The organism is Kribbella shirazensis, assembly GCF_011761605.1.
Lineage (GTDB): Bacteria > Actinomycetota > Actinomycetes > Propionibacteriales > Kribbellaceae > Kribbella > Kribbella shirazensis.
Genome location: NZ_JAASRO010000001.1, coordinates 5,892,812 through 5,913,450 on the forward strand (window position 1 = coordinate 5,892,812; position 20,639 = coordinate 5,913,450).

General features: G+C 70.3%; 18 protein-coding genes. 5 read left to right on the forward strand and 13 right to left on the reverse strand.

Going from position 1 to position 20,639, the window contains the following annotated elements; all coding sequences use genetic code 11:
* Nucleotides 1–2 precede the first annotated feature (2 nt).
* The 4 genes from BJY22_RS28445 to BJY22_RS28460 form a co-directional block, all read right to left on the reverse strand.
* Nucleotides 3–1,313 (reverse strand): ATPase, T2SS/T4P/T4SS family, encoded by a 1,311-nt coding sequence (locus BJY22_RS28445; protein WP_167212628.1) that lies wholly within the window; start codon nt 1,311–1,313, stop codon nt 3–5.
* On the reverse strand, nt 1,310–2,116 hold the full coding sequence (locus BJY22_RS28450) for a CpaE/TadZ family protein (protein ID WP_167212630.1): 807 nt from the start codon (nt 2,114–2,116) through the stop codon (nt 1,310–1,312). The genes BJY22_RS28445 and BJY22_RS28450 overlap by 4 nt, the downstream gene beginning before the upstream one ends.
* Nucleotides 2,116–2,853, reverse strand: a complete 738-nt coding sequence (locus BJY22_RS28455; protein ID WP_167212632.1) for a hypothetical protein — start codon at nt 2,851–2,853, stop codon at nt 2,116–2,118. The genes BJY22_RS28450 and BJY22_RS28455 overlap by 1 nt, the downstream gene beginning before the upstream one ends.
* Before the next feature lie 64 nt (nt 2,854–2,917).
* The gene (locus tag BJY22_RS28460) at nt 2,918–3,397 is read right to left on the reverse strand and encodes a hypothetical protein (protein WP_167212634.1); all 480 of its coding nucleotides are present in this window, start codon (nt 3,395–3,397) and stop codon (nt 2,918–2,920) included.
* A gap of 147 nt (nt 3,398–3,544) precedes the next feature.
* Between BJY22_RS28460 and BJY22_RS28465 the strand changes: the two genes are divergently transcribed.
* Genes BJY22_RS28465 through BJY22_RS28475 form a run of 3 tightly spaced genes read left to right on the forward strand, consistent with a single transcriptional unit; the run spans nt 3,545 to nt 11,812 of the window.
* The gene (locus tag BJY22_RS28465; RefSeq protein WP_167212639.1) at nt 3,545–10,615 is read left to right on the forward strand and encodes a hypothetical protein; all 7,071 of its coding nucleotides are present in this window, start codon (nt 3,545–3,547) and stop codon (nt 10,613–10,615) included.
* Between the two features lie 45 nt (nt 10,616–10,660).
* Nucleotides 10,661–11,212, forward strand: a complete 552-nt coding sequence (locus BJY22_RS28470) for a hypothetical protein (protein ID WP_167212642.1) — start codon at nt 10,661–10,663, stop codon at nt 11,210–11,212.
* 3 nt (nt 11,213–11,215) lie between these two features.
* Nucleotides 11,216–11,812, forward strand: coding sequence for a hypothetical protein (locus BJY22_RS28475; RefSeq protein ID WP_167212644.1), 597 nt, complete (start codon nt 11,216–11,218; stop codon nt 11,810–11,812).
* Here BJY22_RS28475 and BJY22_RS28480 read toward each other — a convergent pair.
* The 9 genes from BJY22_RS28480 to BJY22_RS28520 are packed head-to-tail and all read right to left on the reverse strand — an operon-like array spanning nt 11,794 to nt 18,986.
* Nucleotides 11,794–12,417 carry an acVLRF1 family peptidyl-tRNA hydrolase gene (locus BJY22_RS28480; protein WP_337759310.1) on the reverse strand — a complete coding sequence of 208 codons (624 nt, stop codon included), beginning with the start codon at nt 12,415–12,417 and terminating at the stop codon, nt 11,794–11,796. The genes BJY22_RS28475 and BJY22_RS28480 overlap by 19 nt on opposite strands.
* A complete protein-coding gene (locus BJY22_RS28485; protein WP_167212646.1) occupies nt 12,414–12,794 on the reverse strand; it encodes a metal-sulfur cluster assembly factor in 381 nt (126 codons plus the stop codon). The genes BJY22_RS28480 and BJY22_RS28485 overlap by 4 nt, the downstream gene beginning before the upstream one ends.
* A complete protein-coding gene (sufU, locus tag BJY22_RS28490; protein ID WP_167212647.1) occupies nt 12,787–13,245 on the reverse strand; it encodes a Fe-S cluster assembly sulfur transfer protein SufU in 459 nt (152 codons plus the stop codon). The genes BJY22_RS28485 and sufU overlap by 8 nt, the downstream gene beginning before the upstream one ends.
* A gap of 1 nt (nt 13,246) precedes the next feature.
* On the reverse strand, nt 13,247–14,506 hold the full coding sequence (locus BJY22_RS28495; protein WP_167212649.1) for a SufS family cysteine desulfurase: 1,260 nt from the start codon (nt 14,504–14,506) through the stop codon (nt 13,247–13,249).
* Nucleotides 14,503–15,264 carry a Fe-S cluster assembly ATPase SufC gene (gene sufC / locus BJY22_RS28500; RefSeq protein WP_167212650.1) on the reverse strand — a complete coding sequence of 254 codons (762 nt, stop codon included), beginning with the start codon at nt 15,262–15,264 and terminating at the stop codon, nt 14,503–14,505. Before sufC ends, BJY22_RS28495 begins: the two co-directional genes overlap by 4 nt.
* A 38-nt stretch (nt 15,265–15,302) precedes the next feature.
* Complete coding sequence (locus tag BJY22_RS28505; RefSeq protein WP_167212652.1) at nt 15,303–15,641, reverse strand: non-heme iron oxygenase ferredoxin subunit; 339 nt, start codon at nt 15,639–15,641, stop codon at nt 15,303–15,305.
* On the reverse strand, nt 15,638–16,861 hold the full coding sequence (gene sufD / locus BJY22_RS28510; RefSeq protein WP_167212653.1) for a Fe-S cluster assembly protein SufD: 1,224 nt from the start codon (nt 16,859–16,861) through the stop codon (nt 15,638–15,640). The genes BJY22_RS28505 and sufD overlap by 4 nt, the downstream gene beginning before the upstream one ends.
* The gene (sufB, locus tag BJY22_RS28515; protein ID WP_167212656.1) at nt 16,861–18,273 is read right to left on the reverse strand and encodes a Fe-S cluster assembly protein SufB; all 1,413 of its coding nucleotides are present in this window, start codon (nt 18,271–18,273) and stop codon (nt 16,861–16,863) included. Before sufB ends, sufD begins: the two co-directional genes overlap by 1 nt.
* Nucleotides 18,270–18,986, reverse strand: a complete 717-nt coding sequence (locus BJY22_RS28520; protein ID WP_167212659.1) for a helix-turn-helix domain-containing protein — start codon at nt 18,984–18,986, stop codon at nt 18,270–18,272. The genes sufB and BJY22_RS28520 overlap by 4 nt, the downstream gene beginning before the upstream one ends.
* Nucleotides 18,987–19,113: 127 nt before the next feature.
* Between BJY22_RS28520 and BJY22_RS42645 the strand changes: the two genes are divergently transcribed.
* Together BJY22_RS42645 and BJY22_RS28530 are read left to right on the forward strand one after the other, a co-directional pair.
* Nucleotides 19,114–19,833 carry an ABC transporter ATP-binding protein gene (locus BJY22_RS42645; RefSeq protein WP_337759317.1) on the forward strand — a complete coding sequence of 240 codons (720 nt, stop codon included), beginning with the start codon at nt 19,114–19,116 and terminating at the stop codon, nt 19,831–19,833.
* Nucleotides 19,833–20,624 carry an ABC transporter permease gene (locus BJY22_RS28530; RefSeq protein ID WP_167212662.1) on the forward strand — a complete coding sequence of 264 codons (792 nt, stop codon included), beginning with the start codon at nt 19,833–19,835 and terminating at the stop codon, nt 20,622–20,624. Before BJY22_RS42645 ends, BJY22_RS28530 begins: the two co-directional genes overlap by 1 nt.
* Nucleotides 20,625–20,639 lie beyond the last annotated feature (15 nt).

The following is a 20,639-nucleotide window of genomic DNA, read 5'->3' on the forward strand; positions in this document are numbered from 1 at the left end:
CATCACGCCCAGGTCCCGTGTACGAGCGGCTGGTACCCGAAGTGCTCGAGTTCGTCCATGCACGCGATCGGCGCGTGCGCCGCGGCGCGGCCGTCCGGTCCGGGCGCGAACACCTCGCCGGACAGCACCCGTCCGTCCCAGCCGGTGACCTCCCGGATGCTCTCGACGTACCGGCTCAGGCCGCCGCCGCGGACGTAGTCGTTGTGCTTGCGGACGAACACCACGAAGTCCAGGGCGCCCGCGATCAGCATCTGGGTGGCGTCCATCGGGAGCCGTTCCATCGCCTGGATCGCGTAGGTGCTGATCCGGTTGAACACTTCCATCGAGCTGTTCGAGTGGATCGTCGACAGCGAGCCGTCGTTACCCTGGCTCATCGCGTTCAGCATCGTGACGATCTCGTCGCCGAGCACCTCACCGACGATCACCCGCGAGGGGTTCATGCGCAGCGAGCGGCGGACCAGGTCGGCCATCGTGACCTCGCCGACGCCTTCGGAGTTCGGCAGCCGCTCCTCGAACGCGACGACGTTCGGGTGCAGGTCCTTGAACTCCCCCAGCCCGAGCTCGAGCGAGCGCTCGACGGTGATCAGCCGCTCGTGCGGCTGGATCTCGTTGGCCAGCGCGCGCAGCAGCGTGGTCTTCCCGGAGTTCGTCGCGCCCGCGATCATGATGTTCTTGCGCGCCGCGACCGCCGCCCGCAGGAACGAGCCGACGTCCTCGCTCATGGTCCCGTTGACCACCAGGTCCTTCAGGAACACCTTGCCCAGCCGGGCGCGGCGGATCGAGACCGCGGGACGGGCGGTCACGCCCATCACCGCCGACAGCCGCGAGCCGTCCGGCAGCCGGAGGTCCAGCTGCGGGTTCGCCGAGTCGAACGGGCGGCTGGTCAGGCCGGCGTGGGCCGCGAGCACCTGGATCAGCTCGACCAGTTCGTCGTCGCTCTCGGCCACCGGTCCCGGGGTCTCCTCGCGACCGTCGCCGTACTGCACGAAGACCTGGTCGTACCCGTTGATGTCGATGTTCTCGACCTCGGGGTCGTCGATCAGCGGCTGCAGCCGGCCGACGCCGAACAGCGCGGAGTGGATCGCACCGGCGATCTGCGCGTCGTCGTCCGGCGTCGGCGGCGTCCGCCCCTCGGCCAGCTCGTACCGCGCGTGGTCCTCCAGCACCTGCACGATCAGCGACCGCGCGTACTCCCGCTCGTCCTCCGCGCTCATCGGAGGTACGCCGTTCACCTGGTCACGGCGGCGCTGCTCGTTCAGCCGTTCGGCGACCTGCGCCCGCAGCCGCCGCACGAGTTCCTGATCGGCGCTCACTGGTAATCACCCGGTGGCGGCGGGAATGCGGCGTTCGCCATGTCGAAGTCCTGCGGCGGCGGCGCCGCGACCAGCGCGGCCATCTCCGCCGTGATGACGCTGGCGGACCGGATCAGCTGGGTCTTGTCGAGGCGGCCGTGACCGCGACCGTCGAAGAACGCGGCGCCGGCCGGGTCGTACGCCAGGTGCCAGCGGTGCCGCACCGGAAGGGACATCGCGTCCAGCACGGTCCAGACCTGCTTCACCCCGTCCCGCTGCTTCGGATCGGCGACCACGACAACACCGAGCTGGGCGTCGACATGGTGCACGAGCGTCGACAGCCGCTCCCGCAGGTGCGCCACGGACGAGCCGGTCGCAGAACACACCAGTACGACGAGACGCGCGGACTGGATGACGGGCAGCTGCGGCGACGCGGCTCCGATCCGCCCGCAGTCGGCCAGGACGTCGCCGTGCTGCATCTGGTTGAACGAGATGCCGAGCGGGTGCCACAGTCCGCCCATACCGCCCACCTGTTCCGGCGAGCGAACACCGAGCAGTACGTCGAGACCGCCGTCGAGCTGCTGGCTGTGCGCGAGGATCACCTCGTCGCCCAGGCCCTTACGGCTCGCGGCGGCGAGGCTGACCAGTCCACGGTCGGAGTTCAGCGGCGCACCGCCCTGCCCGGTCATCCGGATCGCGACGTCGCTACCGGCCGGGTCGCACTCGGCCAGCAGCACCTGCCGCGGCCAGAGCGCACCGAAGACGAGGCTCGCCGTGGTCACGCCGGGCGAGCCCTTCGCGCTCGCCAGTGCAACCAGTGCCATCAGTTGCCCCCGCCGGTGCGTGAGACCTCGGGCTTCATCCCGGGCGACAGCTTCACCAGGACAAGCGTCTTCGCCGCCGCGGCGGCCGCGACCGGGTTGACCTTGTCCGCGGGGATCAGGATCGTCACGTTCAGCGAGCTGTTCGCACTCGTCTTGCTGTCGGTGATCGCACCGGCGCTCGACGTCACCTCGGCAGCACTGACCAGCGGCGTCGCGGCACCTTCCTGGTTCGCACTCGGGACGCGGATGACCGTGACGATGTCGCCGACCTTCAGCCCGTCCGACGGCGCGCGGCCGGCCTCGAGACTGACACCCACCAGCGCGCCGCCGGTCGGGATCGGCGGCTGCCCGTCCGGGGTGAAGTTGGCCGGCGTGACGAACTGGTCCTTGTACAGCCAGCTGGTGGTGTACCGGCCGACGTACTTCTCCGCCTCGGACCACGGGATCAGGCCGCCGGTGGCACCGGCGAGGTCACCGCGGGAGAAGTCCTTCTCCTCGATCTTGTGCCCGGGCGGCAGTGACTCGGCGGAGATCGCCACGAAGTCGGACCGGTTGCCGCTGTTCAGCGCGATCAGGGCCGATCCGGCCGCGCCGAGGAGGATCAGGATGACCGCCAGCGCGGCCAGTGCCGGCCGCCGTTCCCGGCCGCTGGGGAGGCGGGCCGGGCTGCCACCGGCCGACCGGGCCGCGGCCCGGGACCCTTGGGAAGAACTACGTGTGGAGGACGAGAGACTCACCCGCATACCGTAATGGCACCGAGGTGCCAAACGCGCCAGCGGCCCGGAGACACGTCCGGTGCGTTTACCGTGCCGCCACCTGTTCGACTTCGCCCGGCTGGAGCAGCTGGTTGAAAGTGCCCGGACCGCCGTACAACTGGTCTAGATAGGCATACATCGCCCGCAGGCACAGTCCGATCTCCCGCTCCCAGCCCGGCCGGGCCTCCAGCCAGGTCACCAGGTCCCGCCCCTCGGCCAGCGTGACCGCGGCGTTCACCGGCTGGACCAACCGGTCCGAATCCGGGTCCGGCTCGACCCGCGGGCCGCGGACCTCCCGGACCGCGGTCGTCAACGCCGTGAGTTCGTCGCCCGTGTAGAAGTAGTCGAACCCGTGCCGCCCACGCTGCCGATCGCTCCCGTGCAACTGGTCGAGGTAGTCGCACAGCGCGAGGAAGAGCTCGATCCCGTCGTACTCCGGTCCGTCACCGGCGTGGTGCCGCAGTTGGGCCACCGTGCTGCGCGCTTCGGGGATGTTCCACGCCGAGTCACCGAACTTCTCCCACATGAAAAGGATCCTAGGTGGACCTTTCAGGGTAAATCGTTAACAGTCCGGGTGAATCGAGTAGCTGGCGAGTAACCGTTTGTTTGCTAGATTCCGGAACCAGAGGGTCCTGGTGACAACTGGTGAGCACCCGGGCACCGACAGAACGGGGTGATTCGGCTGACCACAACGACGTTGTCGGCGGCGAACGCGACGGTTCGTGCGCGCTGGGCCATCGGATACGCCCTCGGGATCCTGCACCCGTCGGCGGTCCCGCTCCGTGACGGCCGGGTCCGGCTCGGCCGTCACGACGACCTGCTGCCGGCCGACGTCATGCGGGCGATGGAAGACCTGCTCGCCCGCCGGGCAGCCGACCGGGTCAGCGACGACCGTCTGCTCGCGGAGGCGATCGGTGTCCTCGGCTCCGAGGCCGCTCGCACGCGCCGCCAGCCAGCCGCTCGTGGTGCGACCGAGGCGCTGGACCGCTACCTGGGTGCGCCTGGGCTGAACCGGTCCCGCCGCATCGAGGGCGAGGCGATGCTGCGCGTCGCCCTCAGCAGTGCGGCCGGCGACGACCCTGAAGCCGCCGCCCGGCTGAGCCGGATGACGGCGCCGAAGACCACGGCCACACCGTCCACCATCGTGTCCGCGTCGGCCGCCATCAGCCGCGACGCCGGGCTGCTCGGCCTGAACACCGCGCCCGCGCCGCGACGTCGCGGACGGCATCGCGCCGAGGTCGGAGGCAGGCACCGCAGCGCGCAGGGACGCCGCGTCCGGACGGCGCAGGTGCGCGGTACGGGCCTGACGACCGGGACGCGTCCGAGCACGCAGCCTGCTCTGACCGAGACGCACGCGCTCGGCGTACTGGCCTCCATGAACCAGGTGGACCTGGCCGCGTCGGTGACCGACCAGCCGGTGATCGACACCCGATCCAACCGCGCCGTCCTGCGGACGACGGCCACCGACGTACCCCAGCACGTCCGCGTCGAGGTCGGGAACACGACCTTGGGCGCCTTGGCGCAGGGCGACGTGCGCGCCGGCACGGCCGACGATCCGCACGTCCTGCGGATCTCGTCCGGGCTCGCCGACGAGCAGCTCCGCCACGTCTGGACCCACCAGCTGTCGCTGATGACGCAGGAGGTCGCCGCGGCCCAGGCCGAGCGTCCGCGCGGCGTCTTCGGCAAGCTGCGCTCCGTTTTCGGCCACGAACGTCGCGACCGGCGACTGCAGGCCGACCATGCCGCGTTCCAGGTCCTGCTCCGCGACTGGCACGAGGCCCGCGCCGAGATGCTGGCGACCGGGCGGCCGAGCGGATCGCGCAGCATCGCGGACCTCCAGCTCGACCTGGAGGGCCTCGCCCGGACGATCCGGCGCCGCGGCGGCGCCGAGCCCGCACTGCCCTGGACCGCCGGTGCGGTCGCCGACCCGGGCGCCACCGCTTCCGGAATCGCCGCGGCACGCGCGGAGGCCGAGACGAAGCCGGCCCGGCACACCCCCGCCCACCTGCGCGGTCAGGTCGTCACCCAGATCGAGGCCCTCGAGGCGGCCGCCGCGGATCTCGAGGCGAACGCGACGACGAAGCGGGACAGCTCGCGCGTCGCCGCCGACGACGCCGAGTCGAAGAAGCGCGAGGCCGCGACCGAGGACCAGGGCCGCGATCTCGGCGCCCCCGAGCGCGCCCGCGTACTGCGCGGCGCCGCCGTCACCGCGGAGAACAAGGCCCGCCGGCACACGGAGATCGCCGACGGCTACACGCAGGCCGCCGGTGCCGCACGGCAGGCCCTGACCGGCTACCAGACCCTGCTGACCGAGATCGACGCCGGTGCCTCCCCGGCCCGGATCACCGAGCTGGCCGGTACGGCGAAACAGCAGGCGCTGGCGTACGAGCGCAGTGTCGACCGGGCGATGCCGGTCAAGGACCTGCTGATGACCGGTATGCCGGAAGGCAAGCGGCTCAGCCTGCCGGTCGCGGACATCAACCGGATCCTGGCCGCGAACCGCATCGCCGAGCAGCTGCCGACCCGCGGACCGCTCCCGATCCCCGCGGCGGAGTACCGGCGGCTGCTGTCCCGTGACGGGATGGTGTTTGCCGTCGGCAACGGACCCGACGACGACGTCACCAAGCTGGCGCAGGTCCGGCTGCGGATGAAGCCGCGTGACGTCACCGAGGTGACCGATCGCGACTACCGGATGGCCGAGCAGATGTCCGGGTCGCTGGGCGAGGGCGGCACGAGCGTCGGCACCACCGACACCCACTCCACCAACGTGAACGTCGGCGTGAACCTGGGAATGCTGATGGCGCTGGCCGCACCCGGTACGCCGATGCACGCCGCCGCACAGCTCGTCGCCCCCAGGGTCGAGGTGTCCCGCGGCCGGTCACTGGCCGAGAACAGCGGGGCCACGGCGCACCACCAGTCCGGCTGGGTCGACGACAACCGCGGCGAGTCACTGCTCTACGAGTGGTCCGGCGAGTGGGAGATCGAGGTTCGGAGCTCCCCCACCGAGCCCTGGTCGTCGGTCGAGACGCTCGACGCCGGCCGGCAGCAGACCTGGGTGTCCAGCGCCTACACGGTGAAGCCGCCGTCCGAGACGGTCTCGCTGGACGATCTCGGCCAGGGGCAGCAGGTCACCGGCGAGTTCCCGCGGCACGCCGTCACGAGCATGAGCGGACTGCAGGACGTCACCGACCGCCTCGTCCGCAAGGCCCAGCAGCAGTACGGCGGACTGGACCGGGTGTCGTACAACCACATCGCCGGCCTGATGATCAACGACTCGCACCGTCTGCTGCGCGAGATGAGCCGGCCGGGCGGAATCACCCGGCAGATCCCGTCCGGCGGCGAGACGGAGTACGAACTCACCTGGGAGGTCGAGCCGGTCTGGGGCCGGGCCGAGCTGGTCGGCGAGTCGAGTGCGGAGATGTGGCAGGAAGAGGTCCTCGTCGACTTCGCCGGCGTCAACGCGAGCCAGACGTACGGCGCGTCCTCCACCGGCACCGCGTCGGCCGCGTTCCCGGGCAAGCTCGTGGACAAGTCGAACCCGCTGTCGGCGGCGGCGACGCTCAACAACATCGCCGGGTCCGGCGTGAACGTGTCCCCGAACGTGTCGGCCGGACGCAACGTGTCGCGCTCGGGCGGTCAGAGCGTCAGCACAACCTCGATCACTCCTGTCGTACACCGCAACCAAGGGCCGACGCAGGGTGTCCTGATCGGTCTCAACGTGCGCGCGACCCTGCGCAAGGTCGGCGATCCCTCGGCGAAGCCGATCGTCGAGACCGGTGACTGCCGGGCGCTGTTGCGGGTCGCGGAGAACGACCTGCTGCGGGTCGGCGGCCGAGCGGACAAGGACGCCGTACCGCGGGACGCCGACGGCTCGGTCCAGCTGGACCAACGCGGCCGGGTGGTGCTGCGCGGCGACGCCCAGCCGTCGGCCGTGCCGCAGACGCTGCCGCCGTCCATGGGCCTCGGCGAGAACCAGCTGCGCGGCGTCGGCAGAGGCCTGGCGCAGAATCTCAAGGGCGCCGAGCAGGCCCGGGACCAGGCGCTGGAGCACCTGAGCACGATGGGGCTGGTCGCGCGGCCAGGCGAGAAGGCGACGCCCGAGCAGCTCAGGAACCGCGAGCGCGTCTTCCAGCAGATCAGCGCGCCACGGATGGAGGCGGGGATCGACCAGGCCTGCCAGGGCGGCCTGATCGTGATGCTCGAGGACCGAGGACCGCTTGGTACGCCGCGCTGGCGGCCGTTCCGGCTGTCGGCGGCGCAGGAGCACGACGAGAACACCTTGGACTTCACGGCCGAAGGCGTCGGCGTCAGCACGAACGAGAATGCCGTCCGGCTCGGCATCAGCTCGCGGGCCACCGGCCGGACGTCCGGCCGGTCCAAGTCGCTTCCGCTGTCCGCGGGACTCGGCGGCTCGCGCTCGCCGGGCGAAGGAGTCGCCGGAGTTTCCGGGAGGGCCGGCGTCAAGCTCAGCCGGAACGCCCGCGGCCGGAACTTCAGCTGGACGGCCGGCCGACGGGTCAACCGGGTCACGCTCAACGAATCCACCGAGCCCCTCGACCGGTTCGAGCAGAACCTCCGGATCACGTTCGCCGAGATCACCGATCGCGGCGACGCGCCGCCGATCGCGGACGTCCAGGGCAGCATGGAGATCGCGTACGACAGCTCCTTGACCCGGGCGTCGGCTCCCGTGTTCGAGAAGAACCCGAAGCCGCCGCACCGGGCCGCCGTCCAGCAGGCGATCCCGGTCGCCGTCGACGCCGGTAACGCGGCCGACGAGCTGTGCAAGGCGATCCCCGCGATCCGGTCCGACTCCACCGCGCTGCCGGCGCTGCACGAGGCGCTGTCACCGGCCAGCCTGGTCGCCAACCGCGAGTGGATGAACGGCGAGTACCGGCTGCCGTTCACCGTGGTCCGGGCCCCGGGCAACCCGGTGCACGCGCTCACCGACGGCACGCTGCTGCCGCAGGAGTACGAGATCGTGATCCGGGGCGAGGCGGTCAGCCTCACCCACCTCGCGATGAGCCAGCAGAACACCGTCGACGTCAACTTCACGATGAGCGACGTCGGCTCGACCTCGGGGACGTCCGCCTCGGGCGGCGTCTCGGCCAACGCCGGTGGCGGCGCGGTCCAGGCCGACGGTGCCGCGAAGTCCGGCGGCCTGTCCCTCGGCCGGACCGGCGGCAGGTCGCAGTCCACCTCGACCAGCGAGACGTCCGGCGACGAGCGGCTGCTGGTCAACACCGGCACGCACCACGAGTTCATCGAGCGGTACAAGATGACCGCGGACATCGTCCACAACGGCGAGGTACTGCGCTCCGTCCCGCTGCCCGACGCGCTGGCGCAGAAGGCGATGGCCGAGCGGCGGGCGCTGGAGCTCTACGCGACCCGCAAGCTCGACCTGCCCCTGTGGGTGGCGGCCGACGCCGCCGAGCGCTACCTGAACGACAAGCTGCCGATCAGCCACCGGGTAGCGGCCGGTTTCCTCAGCCGGTACCAGCGGGAGAAGGCCGGCGTCACTACCGGCCTCGCGGCCGAGCACACGCCCGACCTCCTCGCCGCGAAGCTCCAGGAGCGCGCCAAGGTCCCGGTACAGCAGGCCGCCGGCGCGGAGGAGCAGCTCCGTGCCACCACCGAGCGCGCCGTGGCACAGGCCGAGCAGCACCGCGTCGTCCACACCTCCGAGGCGTACGACGAGAGCCTCGGCGCTGCCCAACTCGAGTCGATCACCGTCGAGGGCACGGAGGACGAGCTGGTCGACCTGCGGAAGCTGGTCGGGCCGCAGGTGGACGAGATCGCGCCCGGCCTGCGCAACGCCAGCCGCCTGCTGCAGAACGCCCTCGACGTCGACCTCAGCCCGGACAGCTACCAGGGCCATCTCGAGGACATGCTCGGCGTGGACGGCTTCGAGGTGCCGATCGAGGTGCCGATCCAGGGGCAGCAGCGTCCGGACGTGCTGTTCGTCCGGGTGCGGGCCCGGTACGAGGGCGAACGCCGGATCGAAGGCGTGCCGGACAAGCCCGACGGCACCCCGGACATCCCCAAGGAGGATACGTTCGGCATCGGGCAGAACTACGACTACGAGCAGATCGACCGGTCGACCGGTCACACCGTGACCATCAACGGCGGGATCGACGGCAAGCCCGGCGCCGTCCTCGACGCCGACGGGTCCGTCGCAGTCTCGACGGACCAGACCAAGACACACACGGCCGCCGGCAGCGAACAGAACACGACGATCGACCGGTTCGGCTTCGAGCTGGATCGGACACATCAAAAGGTCGTGTTCACCACGGAGGTCGTCCGGGTCCGCAACGCCGGCGCCGCGGCGATGGCCAGCGCCCGCTGGAAGCTCGGCCGGATCGACCCGGCCGACATCACCAGTGTGTCCGCGCCGCGCGAGGTCCGGGCGGACATGATCCAGTGGATCCCCCGCGGCGACCTGATGGACGGCCCGCGGGTCGAGCAGCAGTCCGAGCTGGAGGAACGCGCCGAGCACCGGCCGATCGAGCTGCCCGAAGGGGCCGTCCCGATCCGGGTCGCCCTGCACGGCAAGGGCGACGAGGGGCAGAATCAGCTGCTCACGAACCTCACCGCCCATCTGAAGCAGCCCGGCGTCCTCGGCGAGCGTGGCGTCGAGGAGTACCGGCATCTGATTCAGACGAACCTGAAACCGACCGCGCTGAAGGCCAAGGCCGGCCGGCTGCTCGGTGACGGCATCAACCTGCAGCCGATGGCACAACCCGGCAACGGACGCACGATGGTGAACGTCACGGTCAACGCGACCGCGGTCGGCTGGGAGCTGCACGGCCCCGAGGTCGAGGGACAGGAAGGCCGCGTGTGGCGTCGCCAGGAGGCGTACCGGGCCTCCAGCAGCGGCAACCGTCTCACCCCGCTCACCGTGAGCGGCGGCCTCGACAGCGGGATCGTCTCTGCGGGCGGCTCGATCGGCGAGCAGGTCAAGGAGCAGTCGTCGGACGCCAACGGCACCCGGCTGGAGGGCAGCAGGTTCGTCGAGGGCCAGATGGTCACGGTCCGGATCCCGATGGTGTACGACGCCACGGTCCGCACGACCACCGACAACGGCCGCGGCGAGCCCGTCACGCGTACGTCCAGCCACCTGCCGAACCTGGCGCGTGGCGAGATGTTCGTCCGGATGCTCGCCCACAAGTACCTCGAGGGGCTCCGGCAGATGGAGAACGGCGCCGCGCTCGACGCCGTACTGGCCGAGGCACGGCTGCAGGCCAGGCCGGCCGAGTTCGGGCCGCCGGACGTCACCGCGACCGAGTACGGCGAGGGCAAGTCCGGCGCGGTCTTCCAGCCGTACCGGCCGCTGGTGGACGCCCTCGCCAAGGCGAAGGCCGAACACAGGCCGGTAGTGCTGCTGGTGCAGGAGGCCGACGGCACCGAACGCAAGTACCAGGCCCTGGAGAACGGCTCCATGATCGGCGAGGCCGACGGCGGGTTCGCCTCGGCCTTCGCGACCTTGCACCCGAACCTGGCGCTGATGGCCGAGGGCCGGGTCGACCTGCGCGAGCTGTACAACAGCACCGGCCCGGACGGCAGCTTCAGCGCCAAGGTCGCCGACGCGCTGGAGAAGGCGAACGTGCCTCGCGACGTGCTCAAGGCGCTCGACTACACGACGGCCGCGCGGGCGATCACGCCCGCCTCCGGCCAGGGCGCCCGGAACTCGTCCCGCCCGGGCGGACGGCACATTTCACCGACCGGCCACGGGCTGAGCGGGCAGTGACACCGATGATGGATACTCCGAGACCTCGAGAACGAGAGGGGCACCATGTCCTTCGCGGTGGCGCGAACCCGGGACGAGGCACAGCTGTACCTCGAGCTGCATCCCTGCCCGGACTGCGGTTCGGTCGACGCTCCCTGGGAACAGGCGCTGGTCGAGCTCGACGGCGAGCTCGCCTCCAGCTACGCCGCGACCTGTCCGGGGTGTTCCGCCGAGCGTGAGTACCTGTTCGGCTTGCCGGCGCGGGAGACGCCCGTGCAGGGCTGGCCGACGTTCGGCGGGCCGGAGCCGTCCGAGATCCTCGACGCGGGCCAGTGGCTGGATGTGGCCGACACCGCCGCGGCGGCGGTGCCCGAGGATCCCACCGAGGCCGGTAGGGTGCTCGCCATCGCGCAGGCCGCCGTCGCCGAGGTGATCAAGTTCGTCCCGGCCGGGTGGGACGCCGTACCGGAGGACGAGTTCTGGACGCCCGAGGGACAGGCGGTCCGGGACGCCGAACCCGGACGGTTCCGCCTCGAGCGGTTGCTGGTGGCGCGTGACACGTACGCGGGGATGGCCCGGGACATTGGCACAGAAGTCAGCGGAACAGGAGCGAGATAACCGATGCTGATCGCGCGGAGTCTGTGGGAGGCCCAGATCTATGTGGCCCTGAAACTCGCGGAAGCCGAACCCCGACCCGGCGACGAGCTGAAGCCGGCGCCACCGCTGGAGCCCGGCGACAACATCACCGAGGGACCGGACGCCTGGCTCTACGCGTCACCGGTCGGCGAGATCACCGTTCCGTACACGTCCGAGCGCACGACCACCCTGACCGGCGCGCATTTCGGATTGGGCCAGTCGCGGCTGATCGACGCCGCGGAATGGGTCAAGGTCGCGCACCTGTACGGCGACCGCGCGATCGAGGACCAGATGAACTTCTCCGCCGAGCCCGAACCGGCCGGCTATGACCCGGAGTACCGCAAGAAGCGCTACTACGTCGAGCTGGGCTGGGAACTGGCCGCCGACGCGACCGTGCAAGCGCTGCGGTTCATTCCCGAGGGTGCCGACCGGGTTCCCGCGTCGGGGATCTGGTCGACGGCCGGCGCGGCAGCCGTGTCCGAGGACCCGCACATGCTCACCCGCGCCCGGCTGGACGAGGACCTGGAGTACTTCCGCGGCGTGCTGCAGGACTTCCGCGACTTTCACAGCCCCGAAGGCTGATCGACCTCGATCCGGATCGCCCGGGCGTCGGCCCCGGCCTGTTCGAGGACCTTCTGCTTCGGGTCCGGTACGCCGAGGAACGGCGGCCGGACCAGTGCGGCGAGCTCCCGCAGCCGCGGATCGTCGAGCACGGTGTCGACGGCCCGCCGGTCTCCCCCGCACACCAGCACGTCGAGCTTCGCCGGCGCCAGGATCCGCACCGCCACCTCGGTCGCGGCCGCGAAGGCCTCCCGCGCCTGGTTGTCCCGCCGGCGCGCGTACCGCTGCTGTGACCAGCCGCCGGCCTTGGTCGTCCCCTGCACATGGCGGGACCCGACCTTCGAGTCCAGAAGCTTGCCGCCGGCAAACACCCCGGCGCCGTAGCCGCCGCGCCGGACGAGCAGGACGCCGAGCCGCCGCTCGGTCAACACCTGCGCGACGAGCCCCTCGCGGGACAACACCGCGAGGGGCTCGAACGGCACGGTGACGACCGCGGACGACCCGTCCTCGGCGGACAGTGTGACGCTCGTCGGCGTCACGTCGTACCGGACCTCACCGTGCCGTTCGCCGAAGCCGGTCAGCCACCTGTCCAACCGCTCCGGCGCCACGTGGACGGTGCGGCTCACACGTTGAAGCCGAGCGCCCGCAGCTGGTCGCGGCCGTCGTCGGTGATCTTCTCCGGGCCCCACGGCGGCATCCAGACCCAGTTGATCCGGAAGTCGTTGACCAGGCCGTCGAGCGCCATCCGGGTCTGGTCCTCGATCACGTCGGTCAGCGGGCAGGCCGCGGACGTCAGCGTCATGTCGATGATCGCCGTACTGGTGTCGTCCACGGTGATGCCGTAGATCAGGCCCAGGTCGACCACGTTGATGCCGAGCTCGGGGTCGACGACGTCCTTGAGGGCCTCGTTGACGTCCTCGACCTTGGCCGGCGTCGTACCCGCCTGCGCAGCCTCGAGGTCGACCTCGGGCAGCTCGATCTTCTCGTCGGTCTGGTCAGGCATTCTTCACTCCTTCGTTGGCTGCGAGGGCCCGCGCCGTGGCATCCCGCCACGCCGACCAGCCCAGCAGTGCGCACTTCACGCGGGCCGGGAACTGCGCGACGCCCGCGAACGCGACGCCGTCCTCCAGAACCTCTTCGTCCGGTTCGACATTCCCCCGGCCCTGCATCAGCTCGAGGAACTTCTCGTACGTCGCCATCCCCTCGGACACCGGCTTGCCGATCACCAGGTCCGACATCACCGACGTGGCCGCCTGGCTGATCGAGCAGCCGACGCTCTCGTGGGTGAGGCCCTTCACGGTGTCGCCGTCCAGCTCGACCCGGAGTGTGACCTCGTCCCCGCAGGACGGGTTCACGTGGTGCACCTCCACGTCGTACGGGTCCGCGAGGCCTGCATGGTGCGGGCTGCGGTAGTGATCCAGGATGATCTCCTGGTACAGGGCGTCGAGCTGCATATCAGTCCACCTTGAAGAATGACCGGACGAATCCGAGGCCGTCGACGAGCGCCTCGATCTCCTGCGGGGTCGTGTACAGATAGAAAGACGCTCTGGTCGACGATTGCATTCCGAACCGCTCGTGCACCGGCCGCGCGCAGTGGTGCCCGGCCCGGACCGCGATCCCGCGGGTGTCCAGCACGGTCGACACGTCGTGCGGATGTACGCCGTCCAGCGCGAAGCTGATCGCGCCGCCGTGATCCGTGGCGTCGGTCGGCCCGAGGAGCTTCAGCCCCGGGACCGTCTTCAGCCCCTCCAGCGCGTACTCGACGATCGCGTGCTCGTGCGCGGCGATCTTGTCCATGCCGATACCGGCCAGATAGTCCACGGCCGCCCCCAGTCCGACCGCCTGCGCGATCGGCGGCGTACCGGCCTCGAACCGGGCCGGCGGCGGCGCGTACGTCGAGCCGGTCATCCGGACGACCTCGATCATCTCGCCACCGCCGAGGAACGGCGGCAGCTCGGCGAGCAGCTCGTACCGGCCCCACAGCACACCGATGCCGGTCGGGCCGACGGCCTTGTGACCGGTGAACACGACGATGTCCGCACCGAGCGTGGACACGTCGACCGGGAACTGCGGGACCGCCTGGGACGCGTCCACGACCATCGTCGCGCCGACCGCGTGGGCCTTGGCGGCGATGTCGGTGATCGGGTTGATCGTGCCGAGCGCGTTCGACACCCAGGTCAGCGCGACGACCTTGGTGTTCTCGGTGAGCAGCTCGTCGATGGTGCTGAGGTCGAGCCGCCCGTCGTCGGTCACGCCGAACCACTTCAGCGTCGCGCCGGTGCGCTCACAGGCGAGCTGCCACGGGACGATGTTGCTGTGGTGCTCCATCTCGGAGATCACCACGACGTCACCGGGCTTCAGGGACGCGCCGAGCGTGTGCGCGGCCAGGTTGAGCGCCTCGGAGGCGTTCTTGGTGAAGACGATCTCGTCCCGGCTGGGCGCGCCGATGAAGGCGGCCACCTTGTCCCGGCCGCCCTCGTACGCCGCGGTCGCCTCGGCGCCGAGCTGGTGCATGGCCCGGGCGACGTTCGCGTTGTGCTGGAGGTAGTGGTCCTCGAGGGCCTGGACCACCTGGCGCGGCTTCTGCGAGGAGTTCGCCGAGTCCAGGTAGACCAGCGGGTGCCCGCCCGCGAGCTCGCGGGCGAGGATGGGGAAGTCCGCCCGGACCGACTGCAGGTCCAGGGGACTGCTGAACGAGGTCCGGGCGTCGGTCACTTCGCGCCTGCCTTCAGGAACCGCTCGTAGCCGTTGGCCTCGAGCTCCTCGGCCAGCTCCGGGCCACCCTCCTCGGCGACGCGGCCGTCGACGAAGACGTGCACGAAGTCCGGCTTGATGTAGCGGAGGATTCGCGTGTAGTGGGTGATCAGCAGCACGCCCTTGTCCCCCTCGGAGGCGAACCGGTTGACGCCCTCGGAGACGATCTTCAGCGCGTCGATGTCGAGGCCGGAGTCGGTCTCGTCGAGGATCGCGATCTTCGGGCGCAGCAGCTCCAGCTGGACGATCTCGTGGCGCTTCTTCTCGCCACCGGAGAAGCCCTCGTTGACGTTGCGCTGCGCGAAGTCGGCGTCCATGTCCAGGTCGGACAGCGCCTTGTTGACGTCCTTCACCCAGGTCCGCAGCTTCGGCGCCTCGCCGTCGATCGCGGTCTTCGCGGTGCGCAGGAAGTTCGCCACCGAGACGCCCGGTACCTCGACGGGGTACTGCATCGCCAGGAACAGGCCGGCTCGGGCGCGCTCGTCGACGGACATGTCGAGCACGTCCTCGCCGTCCAGCGTCACCGTGCCGCTGGTGATGTTGTACTTCGGGTGCCCGGCGATCGAGTACGCCAGCGTCGACTTGCCGGAGCCGTTCGGGCCCATGATCGCGTGCGTCTGACCACCGGCGATGGTCAGATCGACGCCGCGCAGGATCTGCTTCGGGCCGTTCTCGGTGTCGACCGACACGTGCAGGTCGCGGATCTCGAGTGTCGCCATGAGGTTTGTCTATCTCCGTCTGGTTTACAGGACTGTGCTTACAGGTTTGGCTGGTTCAGGGGGTTCTTCACGTCGACGAGTACGTCGTCGCCGTCGAGGCGCACCGGGTAGATCGGCACCGGGTCGTAGGCCGGCAGGCTGGTCGGCTCACCGGTGCGCAGGTCGAAGCGGGACCCGTGCAGCCAGCACTCGATCTCGCACTCGCCGACGTCACCCTCGGACAGCTGGATCTGCGCGTGCGAGCACTCGTCCCGCACCGCGAAGTACTGTCCCTCGCTCTTCACGACCGCGACCTCGACACCGCCGACCTCGACCGGGATCACACCCTCGTCGGGTACGTCGGCGGCGGCGCAGGCGCGCTCGAACGTGTCGCTCACTGTCCCGCGACCACCGTGCTCTGGCCGGTCGCCTTCGCGGCGGCGGCACTCAACTCGGCCGTCCGGGCGAGCTTCTGCTCGATCACGTCGTGCAGGTGCTCGGTGACCTCGGGGACGCCGATCTTGCCGATGATGTCGTTGAAGAAGCCGGAGACCACCAGCCGCCGCGCCGCGTCCTCGGGGATGCCGCGGGCCTGCAGGTAGAACAGCTGCTCGTCGTCGAACCGCCCGGTCGCGGACGCGTGACCGGCGCCCTCGATCTCGCCGGTCTCGATCTCCAGGTTCGGCACCGAGTCGGCGCGGGCGCCGTCGGTGAGCACCAGGTTCCGGTTCAGCTCGAAGGTGTCGGTGCCCTCGGCCGCGGCCCGGATCAGCACGTCGCCGATCCACACCGAGCGGGCGTCGTCCCCGGCCAGCGCGCCCTTGTAGAGCACGTTGCTCTTGCAGTGCGTGGCCTCGTGGTCGACGAACAGCCGGTGCTCGTGGTGCTGGCCGGATTCGGCGAAGTACACGCCGACCAGTTCGGCGTCGCCGCCGGGACCGGCGTACCGGACGTTGGTGCCGATCCGGACGATCTTGCCGCCGAGCGTCACCGCGACGTGGTGCAGCCGGGCGTCCCGGCCGACCAGCGCGTCGTGCTGTGCCAGGTGGATCGACTCGTGGTCGCCCTGCTGGATCGAGACGATCCGCAGGTCCGCGCCGTCGCCGACGACGATCTCGACGTTGCCGCTCAGCTCACCGGCGCCGGTGTGGTCGATGATCACGATCGACTTGCTGTGCCGGCCGGCCTCGACGACCAGGTGGCTGAAGCCGCGGCCGCCGAGGCTCGCGACGTTCACGTGCACCGGCTCGGTCAGCTCGGCCTCGACCGGGATCCGCACCGCCAGCGCCTCCGCGGCGTGGTTCCACGCGACGGCCGCCGTCCGGTCCTGCGGCGTACCGACCTTGAAGGCGTCGGCGGCGACCGGCTCGATCACCACGCCCTCCGGGCCGGACGCGTCCACCTTCGGGGTCTCGGTGCCGGCCGCGTCCTCGAACAGCGCCTTGAGCTGCTTCACCGGGGTGAAACGCCACTCCTCCTCGCGCCCGTTCGGCACCGCGAAGTCGGCGACGTCGTACGACGTCGGCCGCTCGCTGCGGGCCTGGAGCGGGACCGGGGAGCCCGGCCCGTGGGAGTGTGCCCGATTGCCGGTGGCAACCAGTGTCTCTGCTGAGGACATCAGCCGACGGCCCCTTCCATCTGCAGCTCGATCAAACGGTTCAGTTCCAGCGCGTACTCCATCGGGAGCTCGCGGGCGATCGGCTCGATGAAGCCGCGGACGATCATCGCCATCGCCTCGTCCTCGGCCATGCCCCGGCTCATCAGGTAGAAGAGCTGGTCGTCGCTGACCTTGGACACGGTCGCCTCGTGCCCCATCGCCACGTCGTCCTCGCGGACGTCGACGTACGGGTAGGTGTCCGAACGGCTGATGGTGTCGACCAGCAGCGCGTCACAGCGCACCGTGGACTTGCTGTGGTGCGAGCCCGGCGCCACCTCGACCAGACCGCGGTACGACGTCCGGCCGCCGCCGCGGGCCACCGACTTCGAGACGATCGAGCTGGAGGTGTACGGCGCGTTGTGCACCATCTTGGAACCGGCGTCCTGGTGCTGGCCCTCGCCCGCGAACGCGACCGACAGGGTCTCGCCCTTGGCGTGCTCGCCCATCAGGTAGACGGCCGGGTACTTCATCGTCACCTTGGAGCCGATGTTGCCGTCGATCCACTCCATGGTCGCGCCCTCCTCGCAGGTGGCGCGCTTGGTGACCAGGTTGTAGACGTTGTTCGACCAGTTCTGGATCGTCGTGTAGCGGCAGCGGGCGCCCTTCTTCACGATGATCTCGACGACCGCGGAGTGCAGCGAGTCCGACTTGTAGATCGGCGCCGTACAGCCCTCGACGTAGTGCACGTAGGCGCCCTCGTCGACGATGATCAGGGTCCGCTCGAACTGACCCATGTTCTCGGTGTTGATCCGGAAGTACGCCTGCAGCGGGATGTCCACCTTGACGCCCTTGGGGACGTAGATGAACGAGCCGCCGGACCAGACCGCGGTGTTCAGCGAGGCGAACTTGTTGTCGCCGACCGGGATGACGGAGCCGAAGTACTCCTTGAAGAGCTCCGGGTGCTCCTTCAGGCCGGTGTCGGTGTCCAGGAAGATGACGCCCTGGGCCTCCAGGTCCTCACGGATCTGGTGGTAGACGACCTCGGACTCGTACTGCGCGGCGACACCGGCGACCAGGCGCTGCTTCTCCGCCTCCGGGATGCCGAGCTTGTCGTAGGTGTTCTTGATGTCCGGCGGCAGCTCCTCCCACGAGGTGGCCTGCTTCTCGGTGGACCGGACGAAGTACTTGATGTTGTCGAAGTCGATCCCGGACAGGTCGGCGCCCCAGGACGGCATCGGCTTGCGGTCGAAGAGCTTCAGGCCCTTCAGCCGCAGGTCGAGCATCCACTCCGGCTCGTTCTTGAGGGTGGAGATGCCCCGCACGACGTCGGCACTCAGGCCGCGCTTCGCGACCGCGCCGGCAGCGTCGGAGTCGGCCCAGCCGTACTGGTAGTTGCCGAGGCCTTCCAGTTCGGGGTGAGCGGTTTGCGTCATCGTGCAGTCCTCGCAGATTCGCCGTCGGATACAGGGGAAACCGGGGTGGGACCCGGGATGTGTGTCGTACAGACACCGTCGCCGTGGGCGATGGTGGCCAGGCGCTGCACGTGCTTGCCGAGGAGTCTCGAGAACACCTCGGTCTCGGCCTCGCACAGCTGGGGGAACTGCTCGGCCACGTGCGCGACCGGGCAGTGGTGCTGGCAGAGCTGGGCGCCGTGGCCCGCCTCCGCCGTCGAGGCGGCGTACCCGTCGGCCGTCAGGGCCTGGGCGAGCACCTCCGCCTTCTTGTTCTCGGGGGCCTGCGCGAGCAGGTCCCGGTAGCGCTCTTCCACCTCGGCGACGCGCCGCCGGGCGAACTCCGCCACCGCGTCGTCACCGCCGGCCTCGGCGATGAACCGCATCGCGGTCGCCGCCAGGTCGTCGTACGCGGTGTGGAACGCGTGCCGGCCGGTGTCGGTCAGCGCGAACACCTTCGCGGGGCGGCCGCGGCCGCGGGGACCGTAGACGCGCTCCTCCCGGGACTCCACCAGGCCCTCGTCGAGCAGGTGGTCCAGGTGCCGGCGGACCGCCGCCGGGGTCAGCTCGAGCCGCTCCGCCAGCACCGCGGCGCTGGACGGACCATTGGTCAGGATCGAGCGTGCTACCCGGTCCCGGGTGGACTCGTCCCGCGCGGCGCCGGTGACGGCTCCGTTCGTCGCAGGATTTTTCACAACATCAGTGTCGCGTAATTCCCGGGGCCCTTCAAATAAGGCTCCCCTTACCGCTTCCCGCGCCCACGCGGGGCATGGGACCGGACCGTGAGCGAGGTCACGTCGGGGCGTTCTCTATGCTGCCGTTGTGCCAGTCGCGGTGGAGATCGACAACCTCGTCGTGCGGTACGGCGAGAAGACCGCGGTCGACGGCCTCAGTCTCACCGTCACCGCCGGGAGTGTAACTGCTGTCCTTGGACCCAACGGTGCCGGCAAGACCACGACCGTCGAGACCTGTGAGGGCTTCCGGCGCCCGGACTCGGGCAGCGTCCGGGTCCTCGGCCTGGACCCGCTCGCCGACCACGACGAGCTGATGCCGAAGATCGGCGTGATGCTCCAGGAGGGCGGCGCCTGGTCGGGCGTCCGCGCGGTCGAGATGCTCAGGTACGTCGCGACACTGCACACCCACCCGCTCGAGGTCCCCGCACTGGTCGAGCGCCTGGACCTGGGCAGTTGCGGGCGGACGCCGTACCGGCGGCTCTCGGGTGGTCAGAAGCAGCGGCTGTCGTTCGCACTGGCGATCGTGGGACGGCCCGAGATCGCGTTCCTCGACGAGCCGACGACCGGGCTGGACCCGCACGGCAGGCGGGAGATCTGGCAGCTGATCCGGGACCTGCGCGACGACGGCGTGACCGTCGTGCTCACCACCCACGCGATGGACGAGGCCGAGCAGCTGTCCGACCAGGTGCACGTCGTGTCGTCCGGCAAGGTGATCGCCTCCGGCACTCCCGACGAGCTGACCCAGCACCACACGAAGTCCCTCGAGGACGTCTTCCTCGAACTGACCGCGCCGAAGCGGGAGTCCTGATGAGCAGCGCCGAAGCCGCCCCCTACGCGCCGCGCCCGGGCAGCGCCCCCTGGCCGCGGAAGGTGCTCGCGCACACCCGGATGGAGTTCAAGCTGCTCACTCGCAACGGCGAGCAGCTGCTCCTGGCGCTGGTCATCCCGCTGGGTGCGCTCGTATTGCTGGGCGCGACCGGCCTGGGTGAGCGGCTCCCGCTGGGCGGCGGCCGGCCGATCGACGAGGCCGTCCCCCGGGTGCTGGCGCTGGCGGTGCTGTCGACCTCCTTCACCTCGCTGGCGATCGCGACCGGATTCGAGCGCCGGTACGGCGTCATCAAACGCCTCGGCGCCTCTCCCCTGTCCCGCACCGGGCTGCTGGCGGGCAAGATCGGCGCGGTCCTGATCGTCGAGCTGATCCAGCTCGCCGTACTGATCGGCACCGGGTTCGCGCTCGGGTGGAAGCCGGTCGGCGGGGCCGAGGCCGTCCTGGGCGTGATCCTGACCGTCCTGTGCGGTACGGCGGCGTTCGCGTCGCTCGGTCTGCTGATGGCCGGCGTACTGCGGGCCGAGGCGACCCTGGCCGCCGCCAACCTCCTGTACCTGCTGCTGCTCGTCGGCGGCGCGATCATGACGCCTGTCGACGAGTACCCCGAGGGCATGCAGGGCGTCGTTCGGCTGCTGCCGAGCGCGGCGCTGGCCAGCGGGCTCGCGAACTCGACCGTCGAGGGCGTGATCCCCTGGGCCGCTGCCCTGTCGCTCGCGCTGTGGGCGGGTCTGCTCGGGTACCTGGTCTCCAAGACGTTCACATGGGACTGACCTTTAGAGTGTGCC